This is a genomic window from Dyella sp. 01L423 (genome assembly GCF_056399945.1).
The window spans coordinates 1-24,575 of record NZ_JBFTSI010000008.1; the positions used below are offsets into that span (position 1 = coordinate 1).

Consider the following 24,575-nt stretch of genomic DNA (forward strand, 5'->3'; position numbering starts at 1 on the left):
AAGCCGTACTTCGAGCTGGACAACGTGCTGCAAAATGGCGTGTTCTACGCCGCCAACCAGCTCTACGGCCTGACCTTCAAGGAGCGCAAGGACATCCCCGTCTGGCAGCCTGACGTGCGCGTGTTCGAAGTGTTCGACAAGGACGGCACCTCGATGGCGCTGTTCTATTGCGACTACTACAAGCGCGACAACAAGAACGGCGGCGCCTGGATGAGCAACTTGGTCGACCAGTCCAAGCTGTTGGGCACCAAGCCGGTCATCTTCAACGTCGCCAACTTCACCAAGCCCGCACCGGGCCAGCCGGCGCTGCTGTCGTCGGACGACGTGATCACCATGTTCCACGAGTTCGGCCACGGCCTGCATGGCATCTTCGCCAACACGCAGTATCCGAGCCTGTCCGGCGCCAACACCGCGCGCGACTTCGTGGAATTCCCGTCGCAGTTCAACGAGCACTGGGCCACCGATCCGAAGATCTTCGCCAACTACGCGAAGAACTATAAGACCGGCGAACCGATGCCGCAGGAACTGGTCGAGAAGATCAAGAAGGCCAAGACCTTCAACAAGGGCTACGACATGACCGAACTGGTCGGCGCCGCCCTGCTCGACATGAGCTGGCACAGCCTGAGCGCCGATGCGCCCAAGCAGGATCCGGACAAGTTCGAGATGGACGCGCTGACCAAGGCCAAGATCAACCTGAGCTACGTGCCGCCGCGCTACCGCTCCAGCTACTTCCAGCACATCTGGGGCAACGGCTATGCCGCTGGTTATTACGCCTACCTGTGGACCGAAATGCTGGCCGACGACGCCTTCCAGGGCTTTGTCGACAAGGGCGGCATGACCCGCGAGAACGGTGACCGCTTCCGCGCGATGATCCTCTCGCAGGGCAACACGCAGGATCTGGCCACGCTCTACAAGAACTGGCGCGGCAAGGACCCGAGCATCGAGCCGATGCTGCTCAACCGTGGTCTGAAGGAAGCGCCGCAGAAGAAGTGATGTCTGCTTCTCGCTGACGCAGAAAGGGCCGGCTATGCCGGCCCTTTTTTTGTGCGTATGCAACGAACACCGGGACAGCGAGTCGCGGCTGGCCTTTGATCCGATCAGCCGCCGCTGGCGCGATGTGCATCCAGCCACGGCGCCAGCGACACCGACCAGATGTTGTCGTTGCCGTTGTCCCATTGCATGCGGGCGATGTCGTCCTGCGCCTGCTGCGGGCTGCGCGGATAGTGCACGGGGATCGAACGCGTGCTGCTGAAGTAGAGCGTGCGATGGTCTGGGCCGAGGTGCGAGCCCCACGGGCTTTTTACGTTGATCTCTTTGCCAAGGTCGACCGGTTTGCTCCAGCCGTCGCCTTTGCGGAACGCGATGTACAGCCGGTCCGGATCGTCCTTGCCGGTGAAGTTGGCATCGAACACGATGAACGATTCGTCGGGCGCGACGGCGGGATCGAGTTTGTGCGCCGATGCTTCGCCGAGCATCACCGGCACGGGCGGCAAGTAGGTGCCGTTGCGGTATTGAGAACGGAACAAGCGGAAATCGTCATCGTCCGCGGGACGCTGGAAATACACGCTGCCATCCGCCACCACGCTGGGCGCATAGGTGCGCGAGCTGCTGTTCACCGCATCCGGCAGGCGCACCGGCATTCCCCAGCCGTTGCCCTTGCGCTCTACGCGCCACAAATGACCGCCCGAACCCGGTTGCACCTTGCCACTTGCCATTACCGCATCGAGCGGCTTGCCACCTTCGGCATCGGGGCGGTTGGAGGAGAAGATCAGAAACGAACCATCCGGGGACATCGCCGGATCGTGGTCCAGCCACTGTCCGGAGAAGGGCGCCACGGTCGGCGCACTCCAGCTCCCGTTGACGCGATGCGACACCATGATGGCTGCGTTTGGCCAATGGATGCGATCGAAGAATACGGTGTTGCCGTCTGGCGTGAATGCTGCGGAATCTTCGTTGGCAGGACCTGATACCACCCCGGGTGCGAACACCTGCGGTGCGTCGGGAGCAGTGGTTTGCGCAGAAGCGTCGGCCACTAGGCCGGTGATGCAACAGGCCGCGCACAGTACGCCGACTACACGCTTCATCTCACCGATCCTTCTGTCAGGAATGGAACGAGCTGCTGACGCACTTCCGTCGCCGGGTCATTCTTGCGCTCGCGATCTGGCCGAAGAACGTGCTTGAAGTCATGCGAGCGGGGCGCCATGTCGTTCGTCACACGTTGCGCCCGATATCGGGGGCACGGAAGCTTAGCCACATCAATCATGGAATGAGGACGCCTGATGCCACGTCTACTTCACCTACTGTTGCTCGCCGCTCTTTGGTTCGGATTTTCGGGACAAACGCTGCATGCGCGTTCAGCGCCCCCACGCGCGTGCCCGCCACTGCAGGGCTTCGAAGCCACGCGTCATGCGCAGGTGGTGGTCATCGGCGATATGCACGGCACCGTGCAGTCGCCGGCTGTGTTTGCGCAAGCCGCTTGCCTGTTCGCGCAACAGCTGGGAGGCAAGCGTGGCGTGATTGGCCTGGAATTGCCCGAGTCGTTCAACGCGTACTTCGATGGCATAGGCGCGCAGCCACCAGAAGCCGTTTGGGCGCACGCAAGTTCGGATGTGTTTTGGGAGGAATTCAGAGACGGTCGACATAGCGCCGCGATGCAGGATCTCGTTCATCGCCTGATCGAGCTCTCCGCGCAATCGGGTGGGTCATTGCGTGTCGTGGCGTTGGCTCGACAGCCGATAGACGTTGATGGCGCGTCACTCCTGGTTCAATCCATGAAGTCGCTCGGGGCCTCGCGCGCGCTCGTCCTCATCGGGAATGCGCACGCACGGATGATCCGCATGCAGGGACAGGATTCAGAGCCATTTGCGCGCAATGTGGCGAACGCGGGCCTGAGCGTGCTCTCTTTGAATGCGCAGGCAGGTGGCGGCACGGTGTGGTGGTGTGCGCCTGATTGTGCCGCGCATCCATTCGTCGCCATGCCGGAGAAGGGCGGAGTGAAGGTCGTACTATTTCCTGACGGTGACAAGCAACCGTGGCATGGCTACTACTACGTGCCCGAATTGACGCTCTCGCATCCGGTAAAGACGATGGCCTTGCCTGGGCCTGTGCAGTAGGGCATGCCAAGCGCCCCGCGTGGCTGACTGCCTCGCTCAGGTTGACTGGACGTCGCAAAACTTGAGCCACGTGACCGAAGACAGACGCCGCTGTCACGCCCGGGCCGTCATAAGCCTTCCGTGAATCGAGCTCATCGACGAGCCGTTGCGGAGCTAGCCCATGCGTAACCTGGATTTCAGTTCCTGGCATGCCGTGTTGTCGACCGTGGTCGGGCTGGCGCTGATCACGCTGATCATGGTCGGCGTGCGGCTGCTGGCCATGCATACCGTGCAGAAGCGGCGTGAGCGCGAGAATCGCCAGATCAACGAACGGTTGCGCACGCTGATCGCCGCCTACAAGACGCTGGGTGGTTCGTTTACCGGCAACCTTGCGGTGGATCCGACCCATCTGCGCGACTTGCGCCAGGCAGGAGTTTCGGCGGAAGGCGAGTCGCCTGGCACAGCCGCGCAGCGTTCCGATCGTTCGCGCCGCATGCGCGATGCGGTGGAGGCGGCCTTGTCCGACATCATCCTGCTCGGTACCGAGGAACGGGTGGCACTGGCCGCGCGCGCTGCCACCGAACTCTCGCAGGGGCGTCCCACACACACCGCCGAACTGGTGGTGTCCCTGCGCGATTTCATCCGCAAGGTGCTCGATCTCGAACCGGTGCCGGCGGCCCTGGTGATTCCGAAGCAGGGGCCGACGCGCGTAGCCGGAACACGCGCCAAGGGTGAGGCCAAAGGCGAGGGGGGCGGCAAAGGCGCCGGTGGCGGCATGGGCGGTGGCATGGGTGGCCACGCCAGCTTCGACAACGACGATCATGCCCACCATGGAGGCGTCTAGTCGTCTGGACGGAGGTCGCGGGTCGACACCAGCCGCAGAAACGCTTCGTGTTGGTATCGGCTCATGCGCAGCTTCTGGCCAGTATCCATGGTGACCACGTGGTGGCCGTTGAACCACGGGTGGATGGCTTGAACACGGCGCGTATTGATGATGGCCGAGCGATGCACGCGGGCGAAGTGGCGGGGATCGAGCCGCGCCGCGAGTGACGTCATCGTTTCGCGCATTTCATGGACGCGGTCGGTCAAGTGCAACAACACCGTGTTGCCGCTGGCCTTGATCCATACGATGTCGTCCACGTCGACAAAGCTGATGTGCTCGTCGATGCGCACGGGCAGTCGTTGCAGATAACTGTCGCGCTGCTTGAGCGTGTCGAGCGCCTGCATGATCCGCTCAAGCGACGGTTCGCCCTGCGTGCCGCGGGCGGCGAGCCGCTGCTTGACGCGCAGCAGGGTCTGGGCGAAGCGCTCGCGGCTGAAGGGCTTCACCAGGTAGTCGACGGCATTGGCCTCGAACGCGCGCACGGCGTACTGCTCATAAGCCGTCACGAACACCGTGGCCGGCATCTGCGCGACGCCGATGGCTGCGACCACGTCCAGTCCGGCGAGGGCCGGCATCTGCATGTCGAGGAACACCAGGTCGGGTGCGTGCTGGCGGATGGCTTGCACGGCAGACGCGCCGTCGCCGCATTCGGCCAGCAAAGCGATCTCGGGGTCGTCTTTCAATAGACGCACGATGGCGCGCCGCGCAATCGGCTCGTCATCCACCACGAGCGTGGCGATGCTCATGCGGTCGCCACCTCGGGCGACTCGTCCGGTTCCTCGATCTCGCGAAACGGCAGGCGCAAGCGGCAGATCACGCCCTGCGGCCAGATCATTTCCAGGCGCACATGGGCGTCGTCGCCGTAAAGCTCGCGCAGGCGCAGCGCGGTGTTGGACAAGCCGATGCCGTGCCCCGATGTGGACGAGGCGCCTGTCTCCAGCGTGCTGTTTCGATTGCGCACATCGATGCACAGGCTGTCGCCATCGCGGCGGGCTTCGATCTCGACGCAGTCCACGCCGATGCGCTCGCCGATGCCATGGCGGATCGCGTTCTCCACGATGGGTTGCAGGATCAGGCTGGGCACCGCGCAGTGCAAGGTGTCCGGGCTCACGTAGATCTGCGTGGTGAGCCTGTCCTTGAAGCGCGTGCGCTGGATGCCGAGGTAGAGATCGAGCAGCACCAGCTCGCGTCGCAGGCTGATCTCCTGACCGTCGTAGTCTTCCAGAAAGGCGCGCAGCAGATCGCTCAGGCGCAGCAGCATGTCTTCGGCGGACAGCGCATCTTCATCGAGCAAGGTGGCGATCGCATGCAGCGTGTTGAAGAGAAAGTGCGGCTGCAATTGGGACTTGAGTGCGCGCAGCCGTGATTGCGCCAATTCCGCGCTGAGCCTGCTCGCTTCAAGTTCGCGGCGGGATTTCTCGGCATGGAAAGCCATCGCCTGCTGGATCGCGAACAGCGCCCAATAGGTGAGCAGCCCGGTGGCGAAGTGCTGGCCAACGAAGTACCACAACTGCTGCGTAAAGCCGCTGGGTTCGAAAAGGGTGGAAACGAGGGCGCCGATCACCATCGCCAGCATGGTGACGCCCAGGCTCAATGGCGCCTGTTTGCCCAGGCCGCGCAGGCGCAGCGGCGCACGAATCGGGTAGCGCTCGGCCAGGCGGAACACCCAGGGCGCCAGCGCGGCCCAGGTATACCACTGCACCATGCCCCAGCGGATGTAATCCCACAGCGACCAGATGTGATGATCATCGACGATGTCGCGCAGCAGTTCCTGCGCGCCGAATACGGCAGCCACGGCCGTCCAGAGGCCGAGATAGCGCCACAGGCCCATGGTCGCGTTGCCGAGCCGCACCTTCATCGCCGTGTATCCGAATGGATCGTGGAACCATCTTAGGCGTCTGAATCCACGGAGAGAAGCGCGGCGGGCAATCACTACGATTCGTCATTGCGTAACGACGATTCGTCCCGGATCGCTTCCACGAAACGGCCGCAAAGGCGTCCGATGCGGTCGTTCGTCACGCGCACCTGGATGGCGAACGCCCCATTCCTGCCGGAGTAGCAGCCATGCATGCCCCCCGTCTTGTCGCACCCTTGTTGTTAGTCGGCGCCATGCTCGTCAGCTTGACCGCGTGTGCAACACCCGCGGGTGCACAACCTGAGTCGAGGCGTCCGCTGCGCATCGTCAACGCCACCTTCGATGGTGTGACTGCGCTGGCCATCGCTCCCAGCGGGAGTGCCGACTTTCACAACATCACGCTGGCGCGACCGCTGCCTGGCGGTCAGGCGTCCATCATGGTGGATGTGCCGCCTGGCGCGTGCCGCCGCGATGTGCGCGTGACCTTTCGCGGCGACCGCAGCCTCCTCTATCGGAATCTGGACGTGTGCCGCAACGATGGCCTGCGGCTTGCGGTGGGAAGTACGCGCACAGGTCGTTCGATGCCTCTCAAGAGCGAAGACATCCAGGTGGCGGGATCGCCCTGACGGTTGCGTCAACAAAAAAGCCCCGCACTTAGGCGGGGCTTTTCATCATTCGGGTCGCACGTTGCTCAATAAGCGAATTCGCGGAACACCGGATCGACGCTGCCGTTCCACGCGCCATTGAACAGCTCGAGCTTGCGCTCGGCCGGCGTCTGGTTCGCTTCGACGATCTCGATCATCGGCTCCAGGAAGATGCTTTCGTCCGCACCGCTCTTGTTGAGGCGCGCACGCCGCTTGAGGCCGTGCGAGGCGATCTTCAGCGTTTCCGCAGCCAGCTCGCGCACGCTGTGCGAACGGAACGGCAGCTTCAAGGCCTGGCGCGGCACGCCGTCGCGCAGTGCGTGGCGTTCCTCGCGGCTGAAGTCCTTGACCAGATCCCAGGCGGCGTCGAGTGCTTCGTCGTCGTAAAGCAAGCCAACCCACAGCGCGGGCAGGGCGCACAGCCGGTTCCACGGGCCACCGTCGGCGCCGCGCATTTCCAGGTACTGCTTCAGGCGCACTTCCGGGAACGCGGTCGTGAGGTGATCCGCCCAGTCTTTCATCGTTGCGTGCACGCCCGGCACGGCAGGCAGTTCACCGGCCATGAAACGCTTGAAGTCCTGGCCGGAAAGGTCGATGTACTGGCCGTTCTGGTAGCTGAAGTACATCGGCACATCGAGCATGTAGTCGACGTAGCGCTCGTAGCCAAAGCCGTCCTGGAACACGAAGTCGAGCATGCCGGTGCGATGGGGATCGGTGTCTTCCCATACGTGCGAACGGTAGGAGAGGTAGCCGTTTGGACGTCCCTCGGTGAACGGCGAGTCGGCGAACAGCGCGGTGGCAATCGGCTGCAGCGCAAGACTGGTGCGGAACTTGCGCACCATGTCCGCTTCGCTGGCGAAATCCAGGTTCACCTGCACGGTGCAGGTGCGCGTCATCATGTCCAGGCCGAGGTTGCCGACCTTGGGCATGTACTCGCGCATGATCTTGTAGCGGCCCTTGGGCATCCACGGCATTTCGTCGCGGCGCCACTTGGGCTGGAAGCCCATGCCGAGGAAGCCGATGCCCAGGTCTTCGGCGATCGAGCGGACTTCCTTGAGGTGCGAATTGACCTCGCTGCAGGTGTCGTGGATGGTCTCCAGCGGGGCGCCGGAAAGCTCCAGCTGACCGGCCGGCTCCAGTGTGATCGACGCCTTGTCGCGCGACAGGGCCACCGGGTTGTCGCCTTCGCGCGCCACGTCCCAGCCGTAGCGGGTGGCCAGGGTTTCCAGCAGGACGCGGATGCCGCGGTCACCATCGAAGGTGGGCGGGCGCAGGGTGTCGGTGAGGAAGCCGAATTTCTCGTGCTCCGTACCGATGCGCCAGGCATCACGCGGTTTTTCACCCGCAGCCAGGTAGTCGGTGAGTTGCTGACGGCTGCCGATGGGCGTGCTCTTGACGGCACTGGGTATGGACACGGGGAACTCCTTACGGGGGTGCCACCACGGTGGGGGTGACGCATCCTAATTCAAAGTGCCGATTTTCCGAACTTTTGAAATTAGGGCGCCCTGACCAGGATCAGCGCGTCCTCAGGCGACGGCAGGGAAGTCGATGCGCATCCGTGCCCCCCGCCCGGAAGACCCATCGAGGATACTCAATTGGGCGCCATGCACACGTGACACTTCGTCCACGATGGCCAGGCCCAGGCCGCAGCCATCGGCACTGCTGCCTGCGCTCCGGTAGAAGCGCTCGCGGACCTTCTGCCGCTCCTCCGGGGCGATGCCGACACCGCTGTCGTCCACCTCCAGGAATGGACGGCCATGCTCCACGCCGCAGCGGATGGTGATGTTGCCGCCGACCGGCGTGTGGCGGATGGCGTTATCGATCAAGTTGTTGAGTACTTCATGCAGCAGCCAGTACACCCCGGTGACCTGCACCGGCTGGCTGTCGGCACCCAGGTCGATGCCGCGGGCAAGGGCGCGATCCAGCGAGCTGTCGATCACTTCGCCGATCAGCCGCGGCAGGTCGACCGCGGTGAAATGACTGGCGCGATGGGCTGAAGGCTCGGCACGCGCCAGCGTCAGCAACTGGTTGGCCGTGTGGGCGAGGCGATCCACGCCACCCTGCAGCAACTTGATGCGTTCCTGCAGTGGCGTGTCGGCTGTTTCGCGGGTCAGCACTTCGAGCTGGGCCTTCAGTCCGGTCAGCGGCGTGCGCAGCTGGTGCGCGGCATTGGCCAGGAAGTGCTGCTGCGAAAGCACCGAATCGCGCACACGCCCGAGCAAGGAATTCAGAGAGACCACCAGCGGCAAGACTTCGGTGGGCACGCCATCGGTCGGCAATTGGTTCAATGCCACCGCCGGACGCCCGGCAATCTGCCGGCTCAGCCGCTGCAGTGGTCGCAGGGCGATGCGGATGCCGACCAGGGCGATGATCAGCACGGCCGCCATCTGCAAGGTGTCGTTGATCAGGAAGGCCACGTCCAGGCGATGCACGGCGCGGTCGCGGCGTGCCGGGGTTTCGGCCACGGTGACCACCAGCGGCTCGCCGGTTTCGCTGGTGCGATAGCTGGCCAGGCGAAAGCCTTCGTCGCGGAAGGTGATGTTGGCGTAGCTGAAACCATCGTCGGACTGGCTGTCCGGCGCCACCGGCAGTTCCGGCGAACCGGCGATGGTGGTGCCGTCGGGCAGGCTTACGCGATAGAAGAAGTGCTCATCGGGCATCGCGCGCAGCGGCGGCGGCGGGTGCGAGGGCAGCGCCACGTCGAGCTTGCCACCCGTGCCCGGATGAATGCGCGCGACGATCGCCAGCGCCGAGCGCGACAGCGAATGATCGAAGGCGTTGTGGATCGGGCTGACGATCACATGGTGGTCGACTGCCACACCCGCCACCAGCAGCAACAGCAGCGGCGCGAGCAGATAGCTGAGCAGTCGCCGGTGCACGCTGGTGGGGCGGCTGGCCTGCTCTGTTTGCTTGAAATTGGGTGTCACCGAACCGGCCCTACGGGTGATGTCGAGAAAGTGCAGGGGTCGTGGAAGCCGCCTGTTTCGGGCGATACACCTCCTCCTTTCCCCGCACACCTGCCCGGCATCATGCCATCCGCAGCGGCTGGATCAGAACCTCGGGGGCACTCAGGCGTCTTCGAGCCGGTAGCCCAGGCCGCGAATACCGCGCACCGTGGCTGAGCTGCCCAGCTTGCTGCGCAGGCGCGATACGTGCACTTCGATGGCGTTGCCGGAGATGTCTTCGCTCCAGCCGGTGATGGCCTGGGTGAGGCGCTCCTTGCTCACCACGCGGCCGCTGTGATGCGCCAGACACTCCAGGATCGACCACTCGCGGCGGGTGAGTTCGAGCGCTTCACCCTTTTCGTTGAGCGCCCGGCGACCGGCCAGGTCGATGCGCAGGCCGCCGATCACGATCTCGTTGGCGGCAGCGGCGGTGGCGCGACGGATCAGGGCGCGGCAGCGGGCGGCCAGTTCCGGCAGGGCAAACGGCTTGACCAGGTAGTCGTCCGCGCCCAGGTCCAGTGCATTGATGCGGTCGTCCAGGCCGTCGCGGGCGGTGACGATCAGCAGCGGCAGCGAGCTGCCGCCGCGACGCAGGCGCCGCACCAGCGACAGGCCGTCCTCGCCCGGCAAGCCCAGGTCCACGATGGCCAGGTCGTAATGGGTATCGGCCAGGCGGGACGTCACCGATTCGGCGTCGCCCACTGCGTCGACTACATAACCAGACCCGATCAGGCCACGGGATATGGCGTCGGATACGAGCGAATCATCTTCGACGAGCAGAATGCGCATAGGGCACGAAAGTGAGGTGGTCGCAATATGCTAACAGGCACGCCTTTCAGTTCGCCGTCGTCGGAACCTTCCAATGGCCGAAGGCGGCGCAAACAAAAAGCGCCCACCGGAGGCGGGCGCTTTGGTTAGCCGAGAGGTCCGGAGCCAGCCGCTCAGTAGCGCGGCACGGTGGGATCGATCTGCTGCGCCCACGCATCCATGCCGCCTTCGACGTTGTAGACCTTGGTGAAGCCGTGCGCGGCAAAGCGCTCGGCCACGCCGCGGCTGGACACGCCGTGGTGGCAGATAAAGGCGATCGGGGCATCCTTGGGGAGGTTGGCCAGGGCGTCGTAACCCTCCTCTTCCAGGATGCGGGCCTGCGCCAGCGGCGCGGCAGCCGCACGGCCGTGGGCCGGACGCACGTCCACCAGGGTGATGTCGCCGGCAGCCAGGCGCTCCTTGAGCTGCTGCACGGTGAGCGTGCCGATCTCCTGTGCGCCCGGGAATTTCAGGCTCAGGCCTTCGCCCTGCACGGTGGACACCCAATCGATCACGATGCCCTTGGCGCGCTGGGCGCTGCCGGGGTCAAAGTGCACTTCGATGCCATTGGAGGAGACCACGATGTCGTGCTCGCTGCCGGGTGCCAACTGGAAGCCGGCGCTGTGGTCCGGACCGATCTCCAGATGCAGGGCCAGGCCCTGGGCGTTGGCCGTGCCCTGACGGATGGCTTCGGCAGCCTTGTCGGTAATGGTGATCTCAGGCGGCGTGCGATCCGGGGCGGTGGCGCCGAACAGCTGGTGCAGCTCGCCGCTGGCGTACATCTGGCGAATGATGTCGGCGCCGCCGACCAGTTCGCCACCCACATACAGCTGCGGAATCGTCGGCCAGTCGCCGTAAGCCTTGATGCCCTCGCGGATTTCCGGGTCTTCCAGCACGTTCACCGTGTGGTAGTCGGGCAACAGCTCGTTGAGCGTGTTGGTGGCCGCCGAGGAGAAACCGCACATCGGCTGCTGGCGGGTGCCCTTCATGAACAGCACCACGCGGTGGTTCTGCAGCAGGGATTCAATACGTTCGCGGGTGGCGCTGTCGAGGGACATGGGGGCGGTGGCTCCGGCAAAGAGGGCAAATTGTAGCGCCTGTGGATATGCCGGCGGATTTTGGGGATGCAAGGGGGCTCGACACAAAGCTAGCGACAACCCCCAACGACACCGTCATTCCAGCGAAAGCTGGAATCTAGTGCCTTTGATTTTCGAGTAGGGCGAAAGGCGCTGGATTCCAGCTTTCGCTGGAATGACGGGGTGGAGAGGTTGTCTCAAGCCGCCGGCCGCAACGCCGCCAGATCCAGCTTCGCCCGTGTCAGCGGCGCCAGCGCCAGCGCCGCGGCCGGCGAGGGCAGCACCAGCTCTCGGCTGGCGCGACCCAACGGCGCGTACTGCTCGCTCCAGTGGATCAGTTCCATCGCGCCCGTGTGGTCTTCCACCAGCACCGTGCAGTGCTCAACCCAGTCGCCGTCGTTCAGATACAGCACGCCGTCCATCTCGCGCACGTGGCCGAAATGGATGTGGCCGCAGATATGGCCGTCGAAGCCGCGTTCGCGGGCGTCGCTGGCCACGCGCTCCTCATAGGCACGGATATAGGCCAGCGCCTTGCCGATATGCGATTTCACGATGATCGACAGCGGCAGGTAGGGCAGTTCCAGGCGGCGGCGCATCGCGTGGACCCGGCGATTGGTCCAGCAGATAAAGCGATGCATCACTTCCCCCAGGTGCACCATCCATGTGCGCCCGACTTGCTCCGGATCGAATTCGTCGCCGTGGCTGACGCGGTAGCGGCGGCCGTCGGCGCCTTCATGCACGGCATCCAGCTCGATCTTCACGCCGCCAAACTGTTGGCCGGCCAGGCCGCGCATCGGGGCGTCGTGGTTGCCGGGGATATAGACGACCTCGACGCCGCGGCGCGCCAGATCCAGCACCTCGGCGATTACCGCGCCGTGGTCGGCATGCCACCAGGTACGGCGTGCCAGCGCTTCCATGTCGATGATGTCGCCGACCAGGTAAAGCTTTTCGCAACGCAATTTGCGCAGGAAATCGAGCAGATAGCGGGCCTTGCAGTCTGGCGTGCCCAAGTGCACGTCGGAGATGAAGGCGCTGCGGCAGTGAAAGGTCGCCATGGCAGTCTCTCCCGGTGGTTACCGGGATCTCAGAGTGCCGCGGTTACGTCACCGCACGATGGCGGTGAGGTTGCAGTGTGGTTTCCGTCCGCAATGCGCCAGAACCGTTGCTGCTCCTGACCCCCGTGGTCACATTGTGGGAGCGCACCCTGTGCGCGACCGCGGAGCGAAGGGTCGCCTCGGTGCTGAATTGTGCGATGTGGCGCTGCTCCAACAGCGATCCCAGCCGCGTCACCGGTCGCGCGCAGGGTGCGCTCCCACAGGTGATGGTCAAGGGTTCAGGCGGACAACATCGCTACTGCAGTTGGCACGGCCGCCTCGGTCCACAACGCATACTGCGCCGCCGACGGATGCAATCCATCGTCAGCAAGCAAGGCGGGATGCTGGCGCGAGATGCCGGTGATATCCACGAAATGCGCGCCGCGCCGTTCGGTTTCCTCGCGGCCAATCGCGTTATAGACATCCAATTCGCTGGCGATGCGCAGCACGTCGCGGCCACTGCCATGCGCAAACGGCGTGACGCCCCAGTCCGGAATCGACAGCACCAGCACGCGCTCGCTGCGCCTGCCGGCAAGCTCCACCGCACGCTCGAACAGGCGGCGGAATTCGTCGCGATACTCGTCGGCGCTGCGTCCACGGTACTGGTTGTTCACGCCGATCAGCAGACTGACCAGCTCATAGGGTGGCGCAAAGCGCGTCGCGTCCATCGCGGCCGAGAGCTCGTCCGTCGTCCAGCCGGTAGTGGCGACGATGGAGGGGTCCTCCAGCGCCACGCCCTCGCGGCGCAGGCGCACCGCCAACTGCACCGGCCAGCGGCCCGCTTCGGGCACGCCTTCGCCGATCGAGTAGGAATCACCCAGGGCGAGATAACGCATCGGGCGTCAGGCGATCGCGGCCGTGCGCGGCTTCTGCGTGGCCGCCATACCCGCCAGCACGCGCTCCATGCGCACGAACACCTCGCGCAACTGCTCCGGCTGCGGCAGCAGCGTCAGGCGCAGGTGTCGGCTGTGCGGCACGTTGAAGCTGCTGCCCGGCACTACCAGCACGGATTCTTCTTCCAGCAGGCGCAGCGCGAACGCGTTGTCGTCGAAGTCGGCGAGGCGATCGGCGCGCACGCGCGGGAATGCGTACAACGCGCCGGCCGGCGACACCAGGTCGAGGAACTCGCTGGCAGCGATGCCCTCCAGCACGGCGCGACGCGCCTCATGCAGGCGGCCGCCTGGCGCCGTGAGTGCGTTGATGGTCGGCGCGGTTTCCAGCGCGGGACGCACGGCCCACTGCGCGGTCACGTTGGCGCACAGGCGCAGCGCGGCGAGCAATTGCAGGGCGTCGCGATAGTCCGCCGTGCGGGCGGGATCGCCGGACAGGCTCATCCAACCCACGCGGTAACCGCAGGCGCGATGCACTTTGCTGAGTCCGCCAAAGCTGACGCAGGGCACGTCGCCGGCCACTTCGGCCAAGGGCTGGAAGACGGTGCCGTCGTACAGGATTTCGTCGTAGATCTCATCGCAGAGCAGCAGCAGGCGATGCCTGGCGGCGATGTCGACCATGCGTTCCAGCAGCTCGCGCGGATACACGGCGCCGGTGGGATTGTTCGGGTTGATCAGCACCAGGGCGCGGGTCCGCGGCGTGATCAGCGCTTCGACCTCAGCCGGATCGGGCAGGTGGCCGTTTTCCGCCAGGCAGCGGTAATAGCGCGGCTTGCCGTCGTTGAGGATGGTGGCGGCGCTCCACAGCGGGTAATCCGGGCTGGGCAGCAGCACCTCGTCGCCGGGAGCCAGCAGGGCGCGCAGGCTCAGGTCGATCAGTTCGCTCACGCCGTTGCCGACGAAGATGCGCTCCACTTCCACGCCGCGCGCGCCGCGATGGCGCTGCTGGGCGGCAATAGCGTCGCGCGCTTCTTCCAGGCCTTGTTCGTGTCCGTAGGCTTCGCTGTCATGCAGATGACGGGCAATCGCCTCGCGCAGATGGGCTGGTGTTTCAAAGCCGTAGCGACCGGGATTGCCGATGTTGAGCTTGATGATCGGCAGGCCAGCCGCCTCCAGCTCACGGGATCGCCGGGTGAGCGCGCCACGGATTTCATAGCGCACGTCCGCCAGGTGCGCACTGGGTTTGATCGAGGCCAACGCAAGCGTCCTTCGTCTTGGTGTTGTTGCGGCGCAAGAACCTGACCGCAATTGCATGCTAACAGCGTCCCGGCGCGGTTGGGGAGCCAAAAATCAAGGCATTTCGGGCATTTTCCGGGCAAGCCATCGGGCAAGGCATAATGGCCCCCCATGACGCATCCCGAAACCATCGAGCGACTGCGCCGGATCGGCTGGCGTGGGGACACCCTGCCAGCCGAAGGCAGGCAGTTGGCCCGCGTAGTGGCGCAGCACCGCGCCGGCTACGAATTGCACGACGGCGAGCACCTGTTTGGTGCCCAGCCGGCCGGCCATTTCCTCAAGCGCAGCCTGGATCCGTCCGATCGTCCGTCGGTGGGCGACTTCGTGGAAATCGAATCCGGCAAGCCGCCGCACATCGTGGAAGTGCAGCCGCGCCGTACCGTGCTTTCCCGTGCCGCCGCCGGCGAGCGTTACGAACGCCAGATCATCGCCACCAACATCGACTACGTGCTGGTGCTGACCGGGCTGGATGGTGACTTCAATCCGGCCCGCATCGAGCGCTATCTGTCGCTTACCGAAGGTTCGGGCGCACAGCCCGTCGTGCTGCTGAGCAAGCTCGATACGCGTGACGATGCCGCCGACTTGCTTGCCGCCTTGCGCGAGCGCTTGCCCCAGGGCACCCCCGTCCACGCCATCAACGGCAAGGACCCGGCCAGCATCGACCTGCTGCTGCCGTATTTGCAACTCGGTGACAGCGCTGTGCTGGTGGGTTCGTCTGGTGCCGGCAAGTCCACCCTCACCAATACGCTGCTGGGCAGCGAGCGCATGGCCACCAGCGCGGTGCGCGGCCACGACAGCCGTGGCCGGCACACGACGACCTATCGCGCGCTGTTGCAGCTGCCCAGCGGCGGCTGCTTGATCGACACACCCGGCATGCGCGAGCTCAAGCTCACTGGCGAGGAAAACCTGGATCTGTTCGCCGACATCGAGCAGTTGGCCGAGCAGTGCCGCTTCGCCGACTGCGGCCACGGCAGCGAGCCCGGCTGTGCGGTACAGGCGGCGCTCGACAGCGGCGACCTGTCGGCCGAACGCTGGCGCAACTACTTGAAATTGCGCGACGAACGCGAAGAGCAGGCGACCACGCTGGAGGCCAAGCTGCGCCGCCAGCGCGGCGGCCGCCCGGCGACCAAGCCACATACGAATCGGCACTCGCGCGACCGTGATTAGTGGAACGCAGCGCTGTCGTGGCGCGGCGGGTGCACTACTATCGAACCGTCTTGGTTGGGGAAGCGGGCATGCAGCGGCTGTCGTCGCGTTCGACGTTCTTTTTCAAGCGGGTGTTTCCCGCGTTCTGGTTTGGCTTCCTGGCGCTGTGGACGGTGGTTTGGGCTGGCAGCGCCCTGGTCACGCACAACATGAAGATGCTGGCGGCGCTGCCCGGGCCGCTGATCATGGCCTTGTTCGGCTACGCGCTGTTCAAATGGCTGCTGTTTGGCCTGGTCGATGAAGTGTGGCTCGAAGGCGACCAGCTGCTAGTCAGGAACAAGGGCGAGCAAGCGCATGTGCCGCTGGCCAACGTGACCAACGTCAATGCCACGGTGATGGTGAGCCCGCCACGCATCACCTTGTCGCTGCGTGAGACGTCGCCGGTCTTCGGCAAGGACATCAGCTTCATGCCGATCGGGCGCACCAGTTTGCTTTCCGCATTCAAGCCCAGCCCGATCGCCTCTGAGCTGATCCAGCGCATCGATACCTTGCGTCACCGGAGGCCGGCATGAACAGCCATGGCACCGCGACTTCGCGGGACCTCCAACGCTACGCCGACCTCGACCAGCGCCTGCTGGCGGCAGTGAGGGGCATCCGCATCCTGTCCACGGTGGCGTGGCCGGCCTCGCTGGAAGACCGCATGATCGCAGCCTACGCCAGGGGCCAGTACACGCTGCCTGAGGTGCAATACGTCGTGCCCGACCTATCCGCCGAGCGTGCCGAACTGGCCGCGATCGAGCGCGAAGCGGGCTATGACGATCCCCTGGGCGAGTACCTGTCCCGCACGGCGGAGTCGTGGCGCATTGCCGCCGAGATGCTCGAGGCGGTGGGCACCGACCAAGTCACCGCGCCCTCCATCGTCCTGTACGGCCGCCCCGGCGACCTGATTTCCGGCAGCGATCGCAGCAACCTGGATGCGGCGCGTTATTTCGTGGAGCTCGCCGACGAGCTCGGTTCGGATCTGATCGCCGATGACGTGCTGGTGGCCATTTCCGCCGAGGATCTGCGCGCCGACCTCAGCAAGACGCTGGACGAGTTCTTCGGCGCGCCGCTGATTTCCGTGGAAGTGGACCCGGAGCTGACCGCCAAAGCGGCGGCCGGCGCCACCCGCATCCGGCTTCGCGGCGGCACGCGCTTTACCGACTACGACCGGCATCAATTGCTGGCGCATGAAGCGCTGGTGCATTCGCTCACGGCGCTCAACGGCCGTGCGCAGCCGCTGCTGGCATCGTTCGGCCGCACCTCGCCGCGCGTCACGGCGACGCAGGAAGGGCTGGCGGTGTTTGCCGAGCTGATGTCCGGCGCCATCGATATCTCGCGCCTCAAACGCATCAGCTTGCGCATCCTGGCCATCGACATGGCCTTGAGCGGGGCGGATTTCGTCGAGGTGTACCGCTTCTTTTGCGAGTGCGGGCAAAACCCTGCGGACAGTTTCCACTCCGCCCAGCGCGTGTTCCGCGGCGTGCCGCTCACCGGGGGCGCTGCCTTCGCCAAGGACAACGTCTATCTGTCCGGCCTGCTCACCGTGCACACGTTCTTTCGCTGGGCACTGAAGCAACGTCGCATGGATATGCTGCGGCATCTTTTTGCGGGCAAGCTGGCGCTGCACGATGTTATCAGCCTGCAACCGTATTTCGAATCGGGCGTGATTGCCGCACCGCGCTGGCTGCCGCCTTGGATGCAGCATGCGCATGGACTCGCGGGCAAGCTGGCATTCTCGTTGTTCGTCAATCGCATACACATGGGCAAGGTGCAGGCTGAGGCGCTTTCGCTGAGTCTGTAACTGACCTCCTGTGGGAGCGCACCCTGTGCGCGACATGCCACGCGTGGATGTATCGCTCCGTTGGCTTGTCGCGCACAGGGTGCGCTCCCACAACAGCCCGGTAGTCGACTGCATACCAGTTGTGTGAACCATAACGTCACCATGCTGCAGCGCATCGTCGGGGAAGGGTGGCCGGCGGTGATACCATTCGACAATGCCGCCTCGCGGCACCCGACTCCCCATCACTCGATTCCTATCCCATGGCCCTTACCGAAGAACTGCGCCTCGCCGCTCTCGAGTACCACCGCCTTCCGCGCCCCGGCAAGATCAAGGTGAGCGCGACCAAGCCGATGGTCACGCAGCGCGATCTCGCGCTCGCTTACTCGCCCGGCGTTGCCTATGCCTGCGAAGCCATCGTCGAGGATCCCAACGCTGCCAGCGAAATGACGGCGCGCGGCAACCTCGTCGCCGTGATCACCAACGGCACCGCGGTGCTGGGCCTGGGCGACATCGGTCCGCTCGCCGGCAAGCCGGTGATGGAAGGCAAGGGCGTGCTGTTCCAGAAGTTCGCCGGCATCGACGTGTTCGACCTCGAGATCAACGAGCGCGACCCGGACAAGCTGGTCGACATCATCGCCTCGCTCGAGCCCACCTTCGGCGGCATCAATCTCGAAGACATCAAGGCGCCGGAGTGCTTCATCGTCGAGCGCAAGCTGCGCGAGCGCATGAAGATCCCGGTGTTCCACGACGACCAGCACGGCACCGCGATCATCGTGGGCGCGGCCATCGTCAACGCGCTGGAAGTGGTCGGCAAGAAGATCCGGGACGTCAAGCTCGCCACCACCGGCGTAGGCGCCGCGGGCATCGCCTGCCTGGACATGCTGGTGGCGCTGGGCCTCAAACCCGAGAACATTCTCGCGTTCGATCGCGAAGGTGTGCTGTACACCGGCCGCGACCAGATGGACCCGGACAAGCAGCGCTATGCGCGCGACACTGACAAGCGCACGCTGGCCGATATCGTTGCGGGTACCGACATCTTCCTCGGCCTCTCGGCGGGCGGCATCCTGCGTCCGGAAATGGTCGCCACCATGAATGCGCGGCCGATCATCCTGGCGCTGGCCAATCCCAATCCGGAGATTTCGCCGGAAGACGCCAAGATGGTGCGCCCGGACTGCATCATCGCGACTGGCCGTTCGGACTATCCGAACCAGGTCAACAACGCGCTGTGCTTCCCGTACATCTTCCGCGGCGCACTCGACGTGGGCGCCACCGTCATCAACGAATCGATGAAGACCGCCTGCGTGCGCGCCATCGCCGAGCTGGCCCGCATGGAAGCCGGTGATCTGGCCAGCGCTTACGGCGGCGACGTACCGACCTTCGGCCCCGAGTACCTGATTCCGCGTCCGTTCGACCCGCGCCTGCTGGTGATGCTGGCGCCGGCGGTGGCGCAGGCCGCGATGGATTCGGGCGTGGCCACGCGTCCCATCGTGGACATGGAGGCGTACAAGGAAAAGCTCGGCCAATTCATCTATCGCACCGGCCTGCTGATGAAGCCGGTGTACGAGCGCGCGCGCGCTGATCTCAAGCGCGTGGTCTACGCCGAGGGTGAGGAAGAGACGGTATTGCGCGCAGTGCAGACGGTGATCGACGAGCGCCTGGCGTTCCCGATCCTGATCGGTCGTCCGAGCGTGATCGAGACGCGCATCGAGCGCCTGGGCCTGCGCATGCGCCAGGGCGTGGATTTCGAGCTCACCAATATCGATGACGATCCGCGCTTCAACGAGTACTGGCAGCAGTACCACGCGCTCACCGAGCGTCGCGGCGTGTCGCCGGCAGCGGCGAAGAACCTGCTGCGCTCGCGTCCCACCCTCATCGCCTCGATCATGGTCGAGCGCGGCGAAGCCGACGCGATGATCTGTGGCCTGGTCGGTCGCTTCCACAAGAAGCTTGGCTATATGCGCAGCGTGTTCGGTCTCGACCCGGGCGTGTCGTGCACCTCGGCGATGACCGGCGTGATCAACGATCAGGGCGCGTGGTTCTTCCTCGACACGCATGTGCAGTGCGATCCGACTGCCGAGCAGATTGCCGAAGCGACGTTGCAGGCCAGCTATCGCCTGAAGCTGTTCGGCATTGAGCCGAAGATCGCGTTGCTCTCGCATTCGAATTTCGGCAGCCACGAGAACGCCAGCGCGGCCAAGATGCGCAAGGTGCGCGAGATCCTGGTGCATCGCAATCCCAAGCTCGACATGGACGGCGAGATGCAGGCGGACACGGCGTGGGACGAGGCGCTGCGTTTGCGCATGTTCCCCAACACCACGCTTTCCGGTCGCGCCAATCTGTTCGTGATGCCGAATCTCGATGCGGCCAACATCACCTACAACATGGTGCGCGTGATGACGGACGGCGTGGCGATCGGCCCGATCCTGATGGGTATCAACAAGCCCGCACATATCCTCACGCCGGCGGCGACGCCGCGTCGGGTGGTGAATATGACGGCGATTGCGGCGGTGGATGCGCAGATTAGGCAGGCGCAGGTTGAGCGGCGCAGCTGAGGTTTTGCGCGCTTGCGAATGAGTGATTGAGAACGGGGCCTTGAGGGCCCCGTTTTTCTTGTGTGGATTAGGTTCGTCCGAGTTGCGATGGGGTACGCGGATTTCTCCCTCTCCCCGGCGGGGAGAGGGTTGGGGTGAGGGGTGGGTGCTCGCGGGAACGTTTCTACGCGTCGCCCCGCTTTAGGTAGCTTCTGCCCGTCATTCCTGCGAAGGCAGGAAGCGCTTCTCAACAGCCGAATGGCTGGTCATCCAGTTTCGGCAGTCTTCGATCGTCGCGTTATCGCGACCTGGCTCGCCCGCCGCGTCATACGGGGGCCCCGAAGGCCGAGAGCAACATCAAGAGCCGACAAACGTCCGACGTTATCGGCCCGGCAGCTCCCTTGTAGGAGCGCACCTTGTGCGCGACCAGCCGACGGAGAGGTACACCCCAGCGCTGCGGTCGCGCACAAGGTGCGCTCCTACAAGGGAACGCGAAGGCGGATCAACGCTGCCGCTCGGCTCTTTGTGGGAGCGCACCCTGTGCGCGACGAGCCTACGGAGCGGTACACCCCGGCGTGGCTGTCGCGCACAGGGTGCGCTCCCACAGACAAGCCGGCCGGCACGCGGATGGAGCGATGCCTAAAGCCGATGCGTAGCGAGGCTTTGCCTTAAGTCCTCTTCGCCGTGGCGCGTTGCGGGGTAGCGGAGACGCCTGTCGGACGATCGCCACGCTTCCGAACCCCTCGAGCGACAGACGATCGTATCCAACACGACGCTACGAGCCCTTGCTCTTTCAGGCCATTCTCTTTGGGTTACTTTTCTCTTACTCCGGGCATCCTGCTCTCCGCCCTTCGGGCCGGCTTCGCCGTTCGCATGCGCTCCTGCGCATGCGTGGGCCAGCAAGAGAAAAGTGACTCGAGCGGCGGCAGCCGTTCGAAACGCCCGCCGCGCAGGCGGCACCCTGGCCTCCAGGCGACAATCGAGGTGCAAAGTCACTGGATGACCAGCCATTCGGCTGTTGAAAAGCACCTCCAGCCCGCGCTGGAATGACGAGCAAAAGCTGGCCTGCGCCGGGATGACGAGCAAAAGCAAAACCCTGCGCCCCCTCCCGACCAAAGTCGAACCCATCCCCACCCACCCCCATTCGCCCCCGTATTGTCTCGATCCAATTGGCGAAAAACCCCGTCGGAGCTAAACTCGGAGGGTTCCCCGTCTCCCCCTGCGGAGACGTCCACTTACAGCCGCGCCATCCCCCTGGCGCCGCGGAGAGAAGCTCCCCATGGATCAGCTCGACGACATCCTCCAGCAAGACCTCGACCCCACCGAAACCCAGGAATGGGTCGAATCGCTCAACGCGGTCATCAATCACGACGGCACCGAGCGAGCGCATTACCTACTGGAGAAGATGGTCGATTCGACGCGCCGGGCTGGCGGCTACCTGCCGTTCAACCCGACCACCGAGTACGTCAACACCATCTCGCCGGCCAACGAAGCCAAGATGCCGGGCGACGCCGCGATGGAATGGCGCATCCGCACGCTGATCCGCTGGAACGCGATGGCGATGGTCGTGCGCGCCAACCGCAAGCCGGGCGAACTGGGCGGCCACATTGCCAGCTTTGCCTCGTCGGCGACCCTGTATGACGTGGGCTTCAACCATTTCTGGCGTGCCCCGAGCGCCGATCATCCGGGCGACCTGGTGTTCCATCAGGGCCATTCGAGCCCGGGCGTGTATGCGCGTTCCTTCCTGGAAGGCCGCATCGCCGAAGATCAGCTCGACCTGTTCCGCATGGAAGTGGCCGGTCATGGCCGCGGCCTGTCTTCTTATCCGCACCCGTGGCTGATGCCGGACTACTGGCAGGTGCCGACGGTGTCGATGGGCCTGGGTCCGATCCAGGCGATCTACCAGGCGCAGTTCTGGAAGTACCTGGAACACCGCGGCCTGATGCCCAAGACCGATCGCAAGATCTGGTGCTTCCTGGGCGACGGCGAAACCGATGAGCCCGAGTCGCTCGGCGCCATCTCGCTGGCCGGCCGCGAAGGCCTGGACAACCTGGTGTTCGTGATCAACTGCAACCTGCAGCGCCTGGACGGTCCGGTGCGCGGCAACGGCAAGATCATCCAGGAACTGGAAGGTGTGTTCCGTGGCGCCGGCTGGAATGCCATCAAGGTGGTCTGGGGCAGCTACTGGGATCCGCTCCTCGCGCGCGACACCAAGGGTGTGCTGCGCAAGCTGATGATGGAAACCGTCGACGGCGAGTACCAGGCCTGCAAGGCCTTCGGTGGTGCCTATACGCGCGAACACTTCTTCAACAAGTACCCCGAAACGCGCGAGATGGTCGCCAATCTGTCGGACGACGACATCTGGCGCCTCAACCGCGGCGGCCATGACCCGCACAAGGTGTACGCGGCCTACGACCAGGCCGTGAAGACCAAGGGCATGCCGACCGTGATCCTCGCCAAGACGGTGAAGGGTTACGGCATGGGTGCGGCCGGCGAATCGCAGAACCCGACGCACCAGCAGAAGAAGCTGGACGCCGACGCCGTGCGCCACTTCCGCGACCGCTTCAACATCCCGGTGCCGGACGACCAGCTTGCCGACGTGCCGTACTACCACCCGGGCAAGGACTCCCCGGAAGTGCAGTACATGCTGGAGCGTCGCCGCGCGCTGGGCGGTTCGCTGCCGCAGCGTCGCCGCACCTCCGATGTGAAGCTCAAGGCGCCGGAACTGTCGGCGTTCGAGCAGATCACCAAGGGCACCGGCGAGCGCGAAATCTCCACCACCATGGCGCTGGTGCGCGGCATGAACCTGATGCTGCGCGACAAGCAGATCGGTGAGCGCATCGTGCCGATCGTGGCCGACGAGGCCCGCACGTTCGGCATGGAGGGCATGTTCCGCCAGATCGGCATCTACGCGCCGTTCGGCCAGAAGTATCGTCCGCAGGACGCCGACCAGCTGCTGTATTACCGCGAAGACCAGAAGGGCCAGGTGCTGCAGGAAGGCATCTCCGAGGCCGGCGGCATGGCCGCCTGGATGGCTGCGGCGACCAGCTACAGCATCAGCAACCAGCCGATGCTGCCGTTCTTCGTGTACTACTCGATGTTCGGCTTCCAGCGCATCGGCGACCTGGCCTGGGCGGCGGGCGACATGCGTGCGCGCGGCTTCCTGATCGGCGGCACCGCCGGCCGCACGACCATCAACGGTGAAGGCCTGCAGCACGAAGACGGCCATTCGCATCTGCTGTCCGGTGCGATCCCCAGCGTGAAGTCGTACGACCCGACGTTCTCCTATGAAGTCGCGGTAATCCTGCAGGACGGCACGCGCCGCATGCTGCAGGAACAGCAGGACGTGTACTACTACCTGACCGTGATGAACGAGAACTACCAGCACCCCGACATGCCGGCCGGTGCCGAGGAAGGCATCATCAAGGGCATGTACCTGTTCAAGGACGCCGGCAAGCCGAAGAAGGGCGAGACGCGCGTGCAGCTGCTGGGTTCGGGCACGATCCTGCGCGAAGTCATCGCTGCGGCGGAGCTGCTGGAGAAGGATTTCGGCGTGACCTCGGACATCTGGTCCTGCCCGAGCTTCAGCGAACTGCGTCGCGATGGTTTCGACGCCGAGCGCTGGAACCGCCTGCATCCGGAATCGGAACAGCGCGTGCCGTACGTGACCGGCCTGCTGCAAGGCCGCCAGGGTCCGGCCGTTGCCGCGACCGACTATGTGCGCGAATACTCCGACCAGATCCGTGCCTTCATGCCGGACGGCATGCGCTACACGGTGTTGGGTACCGACGGTTACGGTCGTTCGGACACGCGCGCGCACCTGCGTGGCTTCTTCGAGATCGACCGCTACTGGATCGCCCACGCCGCGCTGGCTGCGCTGGCGAAGGACGGCAAGGTCAATGCGAAGGACGTGGCCCGCGCGATCAAGACCTACAAGCTGGATCCGGATAAGCCGAATCCTGAGTCGGTCTGAGGTCGCTGACCTAAGCAAAAACGCCGCGGATTACCGCGGCGTTTTTTTGTTGCCTCAATTGTGGGAGCGCACCCTGTGCGCGACGGCGCCACATGCAGAGCGTCGCGCACAGGGTGCGCTCCCACAGGGGTCGTGAATCGATCAAATGGCCGTCCAAAAGAAACCCGCCTTGCGGCGGGTTCCTGTCATGCGTCGAACGACCTCAATCGTCGTCCCCGCGAAACAGATGTCGCAACAGGAAGAACGCGCCTACCGTGCCCGCAATGATCGCGGTAGTGGCAACGGGGTGGCGGTTCACATGGCGACGCAGGCGACGATACTGGTAGTTAGCTTCGTCGGCGAAATCTTCAGCTGCATGACCAATACGACGTGCGTACGTCGTGCGGTTGCGACCGAAGCGACGGGTGGCATCCCGGCCGCGTTCCACTAGCTCATCCGCGCGATCGGCGGCCTCGCCAGCGTAATGGCGTACGCGGTCACGGACGCCGTTGACGGTATTTTCGAGGTCGTGGTGACGGCTCATGGCGTCCTCCTGCAATGGGTTTGTTCACGTTGCCAGCGGTGGTGTGAGCGATGCGTAA

At 64.7% G+C, this 24,575-nt stretch carries 20 protein-coding genes; 9 read left to right on the top strand and 11 right to left on the bottom strand.

Annotated features, from left to right (window positions below; all coding sequences use genetic code 11):
• Positions 1-993: M3 family metallopeptidase (locus AC1DMY_RS18320; protein WP_477166302.1), on the top strand; the 993-nt coding region annotated here is incomplete at its 5' end.
• Between the two features lie 104 nt (positions 994-1,097).
• Here AC1DMY_RS18320 and AC1DMY_RS18325 read toward each other — a convergent pair.
• Positions 1,098-2,084 carry a hypothetical protein gene (locus tag AC1DMY_RS18325; protein WP_477166303.1) on the bottom strand — a complete coding sequence of 329 codons (987 nt, stop codon included), beginning with the start codon at positions 2,082-2,084 and terminating at the stop codon, positions 1,098-1,100.
• A gap of 219 nt (positions 2,085-2,303) precedes the next feature.
• Here AC1DMY_RS18325 and AC1DMY_RS18330 point away from each other — a divergent pair, with 219 nt between their 5' ends.
• Positions 2,304-3,113, top strand: coding sequence for a hypothetical protein (locus AC1DMY_RS18330; RefSeq protein ID WP_477166304.1), 810 nt, complete (start codon positions 2,304-2,306; stop codon positions 3,111-3,113).
• Between the two features lie 160 nt (positions 3,114-3,273).
• Entirely contained in the window at positions 3,274-3,936 is a 663-nt protein-coding gene (locus AC1DMY_RS18335) for a hypothetical protein (protein WP_477166305.1), read from the top strand.
• On the opposite strand, the gene AC1DMY_RS18340 is transcribed toward AC1DMY_RS18335, so the two are convergent.
• The gene (locus AC1DMY_RS18340; protein WP_477166306.1) at positions 3,933-4,721 is read right to left on the bottom strand and encodes a LytR/AlgR family response regulator transcription factor; all 789 of its coding nucleotides are present in this window, start codon (positions 4,719-4,721) and stop codon (positions 3,933-3,935) included. The two genes, AC1DMY_RS18335 and AC1DMY_RS18340, sit on opposite strands and share 4 nt — an antisense overlap.
• On the bottom strand, positions 4,718-5,833 hold the full coding sequence (locus tag AC1DMY_RS18345) for a sensor histidine kinase (protein WP_477166307.1): 1,116 nt from the start codon (positions 5,831-5,833) through the stop codon (positions 4,718-4,720). The genes AC1DMY_RS18340 and AC1DMY_RS18345 overlap by 4 nt, the downstream gene beginning before the upstream one ends.
• 206 nt (positions 5,834-6,039) lie before the next feature.
• On the opposite strand from AC1DMY_RS18345, the gene AC1DMY_RS18350 reads away from it, so the two are divergent.
• Positions 6,040-6,456, top strand: a complete 417-nt coding sequence (locus AC1DMY_RS18350; protein ID WP_477166308.1) for a hypothetical protein — start codon at positions 6,040-6,042, stop codon at positions 6,454-6,456.
• Between the two features lie 65 nt (positions 6,457-6,521).
• On the opposite strand, the gene AC1DMY_RS18355 is transcribed toward AC1DMY_RS18350, so the two are convergent.
• The 7 genes from AC1DMY_RS18355 to AC1DMY_RS18385 all read right to left on the bottom strand — a co-directional run bounded on the left by AC1DMY_RS18355 (position 6,522) and on the right by AC1DMY_RS18385 (position 14,483).
• On the bottom strand, positions 6,522-7,889 hold the full coding sequence (locus AC1DMY_RS18355; RefSeq protein WP_477166309.1) for a glutamate--cysteine ligase: 1,368 nt from the start codon (positions 7,887-7,889) through the stop codon (positions 6,522-6,524).
• Positions 7,890-8,000: 111 nt separating this feature from the next.
• Entirely contained in the window at positions 8,001-9,401 is a 1,401-nt protein-coding gene (locus AC1DMY_RS18360) for a sensor histidine kinase (RefSeq protein WP_477166310.1), read from the bottom strand.
• A gap of 141 nt (positions 9,402-9,542) precedes the next feature.
• Complete coding sequence (locus AC1DMY_RS18365) at positions 9,543-10,208, bottom strand: response regulator (RefSeq protein WP_121883356.1); 666 nt, start codon at positions 10,206-10,208, stop codon at positions 9,543-9,545.
• Between the two features lie 152 nt (positions 10,209-10,360).
• Positions 10,361-11,284, bottom strand: a complete 924-nt coding sequence (gene grxD, locus AC1DMY_RS18370) for a Grx4 family monothiol glutaredoxin (RefSeq protein WP_477166311.1) — start codon at positions 11,282-11,284, stop codon at positions 10,361-10,363.
• Positions 11,285-11,499: 215 nt separating this feature from the next.
• Entirely contained in the window at positions 11,500-12,357 is an 858-nt protein-coding gene (locus AC1DMY_RS18375) for a UDP-2,3-diacylglucosamine diphosphatase (protein WP_477166312.1), read from the bottom strand.
• A 278-nt stretch (positions 12,358-12,635) separates the two neighbouring features.
• A complete protein-coding gene (locus AC1DMY_RS18380) occupies positions 12,636-13,232 on the bottom strand; it encodes an SGNH/GDSL hydrolase family protein (protein ID WP_477166313.1) in 597 nt (198 codons plus the stop codon).
• Positions 13,233-13,238: 6 nt separating this feature from the next.
• Positions 13,239-14,483, bottom strand: coding sequence for an aminotransferase class I/II-fold pyridoxal phosphate-dependent enzyme (locus tag AC1DMY_RS18385; RefSeq protein ID WP_477166314.1), 1,245 nt, complete (start codon positions 14,481-14,483; stop codon positions 13,239-13,241).
• Positions 14,484-14,633: 150 nt separating this feature from the next.
• On the opposite strand from AC1DMY_RS18385, the gene rsgA reads away from it, so the two are divergent.
• The 5 genes from rsgA to aceE all read left to right on the top strand — a co-directional run bounded on the left by rsgA (position 14,634) and on the right by aceE (position 23,994).
• Positions 14,634-15,689, top strand: coding sequence for a ribosome small subunit-dependent GTPase A (rsgA, locus tag AC1DMY_RS18390; protein ID WP_477166315.1), 1,056 nt, complete (start codon positions 14,634-14,636; stop codon positions 15,687-15,689).
• Positions 15,690-15,757: 68 nt separating this feature from the next.
• Positions 15,758-16,240: a hypothetical protein gene (locus tag AC1DMY_RS18395; RefSeq protein WP_477166316.1), complete on the top strand. Its 483-nt coding sequence runs from the start codon at positions 15,758-15,760 to the stop codon at positions 16,238-16,240.
• A complete protein-coding gene (locus tag AC1DMY_RS18400) occupies positions 16,237-17,511 on the top strand; it encodes a flavohemoglobin expression-modulating QEGLA motif protein (protein WP_477166317.1) in 1,275 nt (424 codons plus the stop codon). Before AC1DMY_RS18395 ends, AC1DMY_RS18400 begins: the two co-directional genes overlap by 4 nt.
• Positions 17,512-17,750: 239 nt before the next feature.
• Positions 17,751-20,042, top strand: a complete 2,292-nt coding sequence (locus AC1DMY_RS18405) for an NADP-dependent malic enzyme (protein WP_477166318.1) — start codon at positions 17,751-17,753, stop codon at positions 20,040-20,042.
• 1,258 nt (positions 20,043-21,300) lie between these two features.
• Positions 21,301-23,994: a pyruvate dehydrogenase (acetyl-transferring), homodimeric type gene (aceE, locus tag AC1DMY_RS18410; RefSeq protein WP_477166319.1), complete on the top strand. Its 2,694-nt coding sequence runs from the start codon at positions 21,301-21,303 to the stop codon at positions 23,992-23,994.
• Between the two features lie 202 nt (positions 23,995-24,196).
• Here the strand turns inward: aceE and AC1DMY_RS18415 are convergent, their stop codons facing one another.
• Positions 24,197-24,517 (bottom strand): hypothetical protein, encoded by a 321-nt coding sequence (locus tag AC1DMY_RS18415; RefSeq protein WP_441605552.1) that lies wholly within the window; start codon positions 24,515-24,517, stop codon positions 24,197-24,199.
• Between the last annotated feature and the right edge of the window lie 58 nt (positions 24,518-24,575).

Coding starts and splice junctions, on each gene's coding strand:
- AC1DMY_RS18325 (WP_477166303.1), bottom strand. CDS start 2,084: ATGAAGCGTGTAGTCGGCGTACTGTGCGCGGCCTGTTGCATCACCGGC.
- AC1DMY_RS18335 (WP_477166305.1), top strand. CDS start 3,274: ATGCGTAACCTGGATTTCAGTTCCTGGCATGCCGTGTTGTCGACCGTG.
- AC1DMY_RS18340 (WP_477166306.1), bottom strand. CDS start 4,721: ATGAGCATCGCCACGCTCGTGGTGGATGACGAGCCGATTGCGCGGCGC.
- AC1DMY_RS18345 (WP_477166307.1), bottom strand. CDS start 5,833: ATGAAGGTGCGGCTCGGCAACGCGACCATGGGCCTGTGGCGCTATCTC.
- AC1DMY_RS18350 (WP_477166308.1), top strand. CDS start 6,040: ATGCATGCCCCCCGTCTTGTCGCACCCTTGTTGTTAGTCGGCGCCATG.
- AC1DMY_RS18365 (WP_121883356.1), bottom strand. CDS start 10,208: ATGCGCATTCTGCTCGTCGAAGATGATTCGCTCGTATCCGACGCCATA.
- grxD (WP_477166311.1), bottom strand. CDS start 11,284: ATGTCCCTCGACAGCGCCACCCGCGAACGTATTGAATCCCTGCTGCAG.
- AC1DMY_RS18375 (WP_477166312.1), bottom strand. CDS start 12,357: ATGGCGACCTTTCACTGCCGCAGCGCCTTCATCTCCGACGTGCACTTG.
- AC1DMY_RS18380 (WP_477166313.1), bottom strand. CDS start 13,232: ATGCGTTATCTCGCCCTGGGTGATTCCTACTCGATCGGCGAAGGCGTG.
- rsgA (WP_477166315.1), top strand. CDS start 14,634: ATGACGCATCCCGAAACCATCGAGCGACTGCGCCGGATCGGCTGGCGT.
- AC1DMY_RS18395 (WP_477166316.1), top strand. CDS start 15,758: ATGCAGCGGCTGTCGTCGCGTTCGACGTTCTTTTTCAAGCGGGTGTTT.
- AC1DMY_RS18400 (WP_477166317.1), top strand. CDS start 16,237: ATGAACAGCCATGGCACCGCGACTTCGCGGGACCTCCAACGCTACGCC.
- AC1DMY_RS18405 (WP_477166318.1), top strand. CDS start 17,751: ATGGCCCTTACCGAAGAACTGCGCCTCGCCGCTCTCGAGTACCACCGC.
- aceE (WP_477166319.1), top strand. CDS start 21,301: ATGGATCAGCTCGACGACATCCTCCAGCAAGACCTCGACCCCACCGAA.
- AC1DMY_RS18415 (WP_441605552.1), bottom strand. CDS start 24,517: ATGAGCCGTCACCACGACCTCGAAAATACCGTCAACGGCGTCCGTGAC.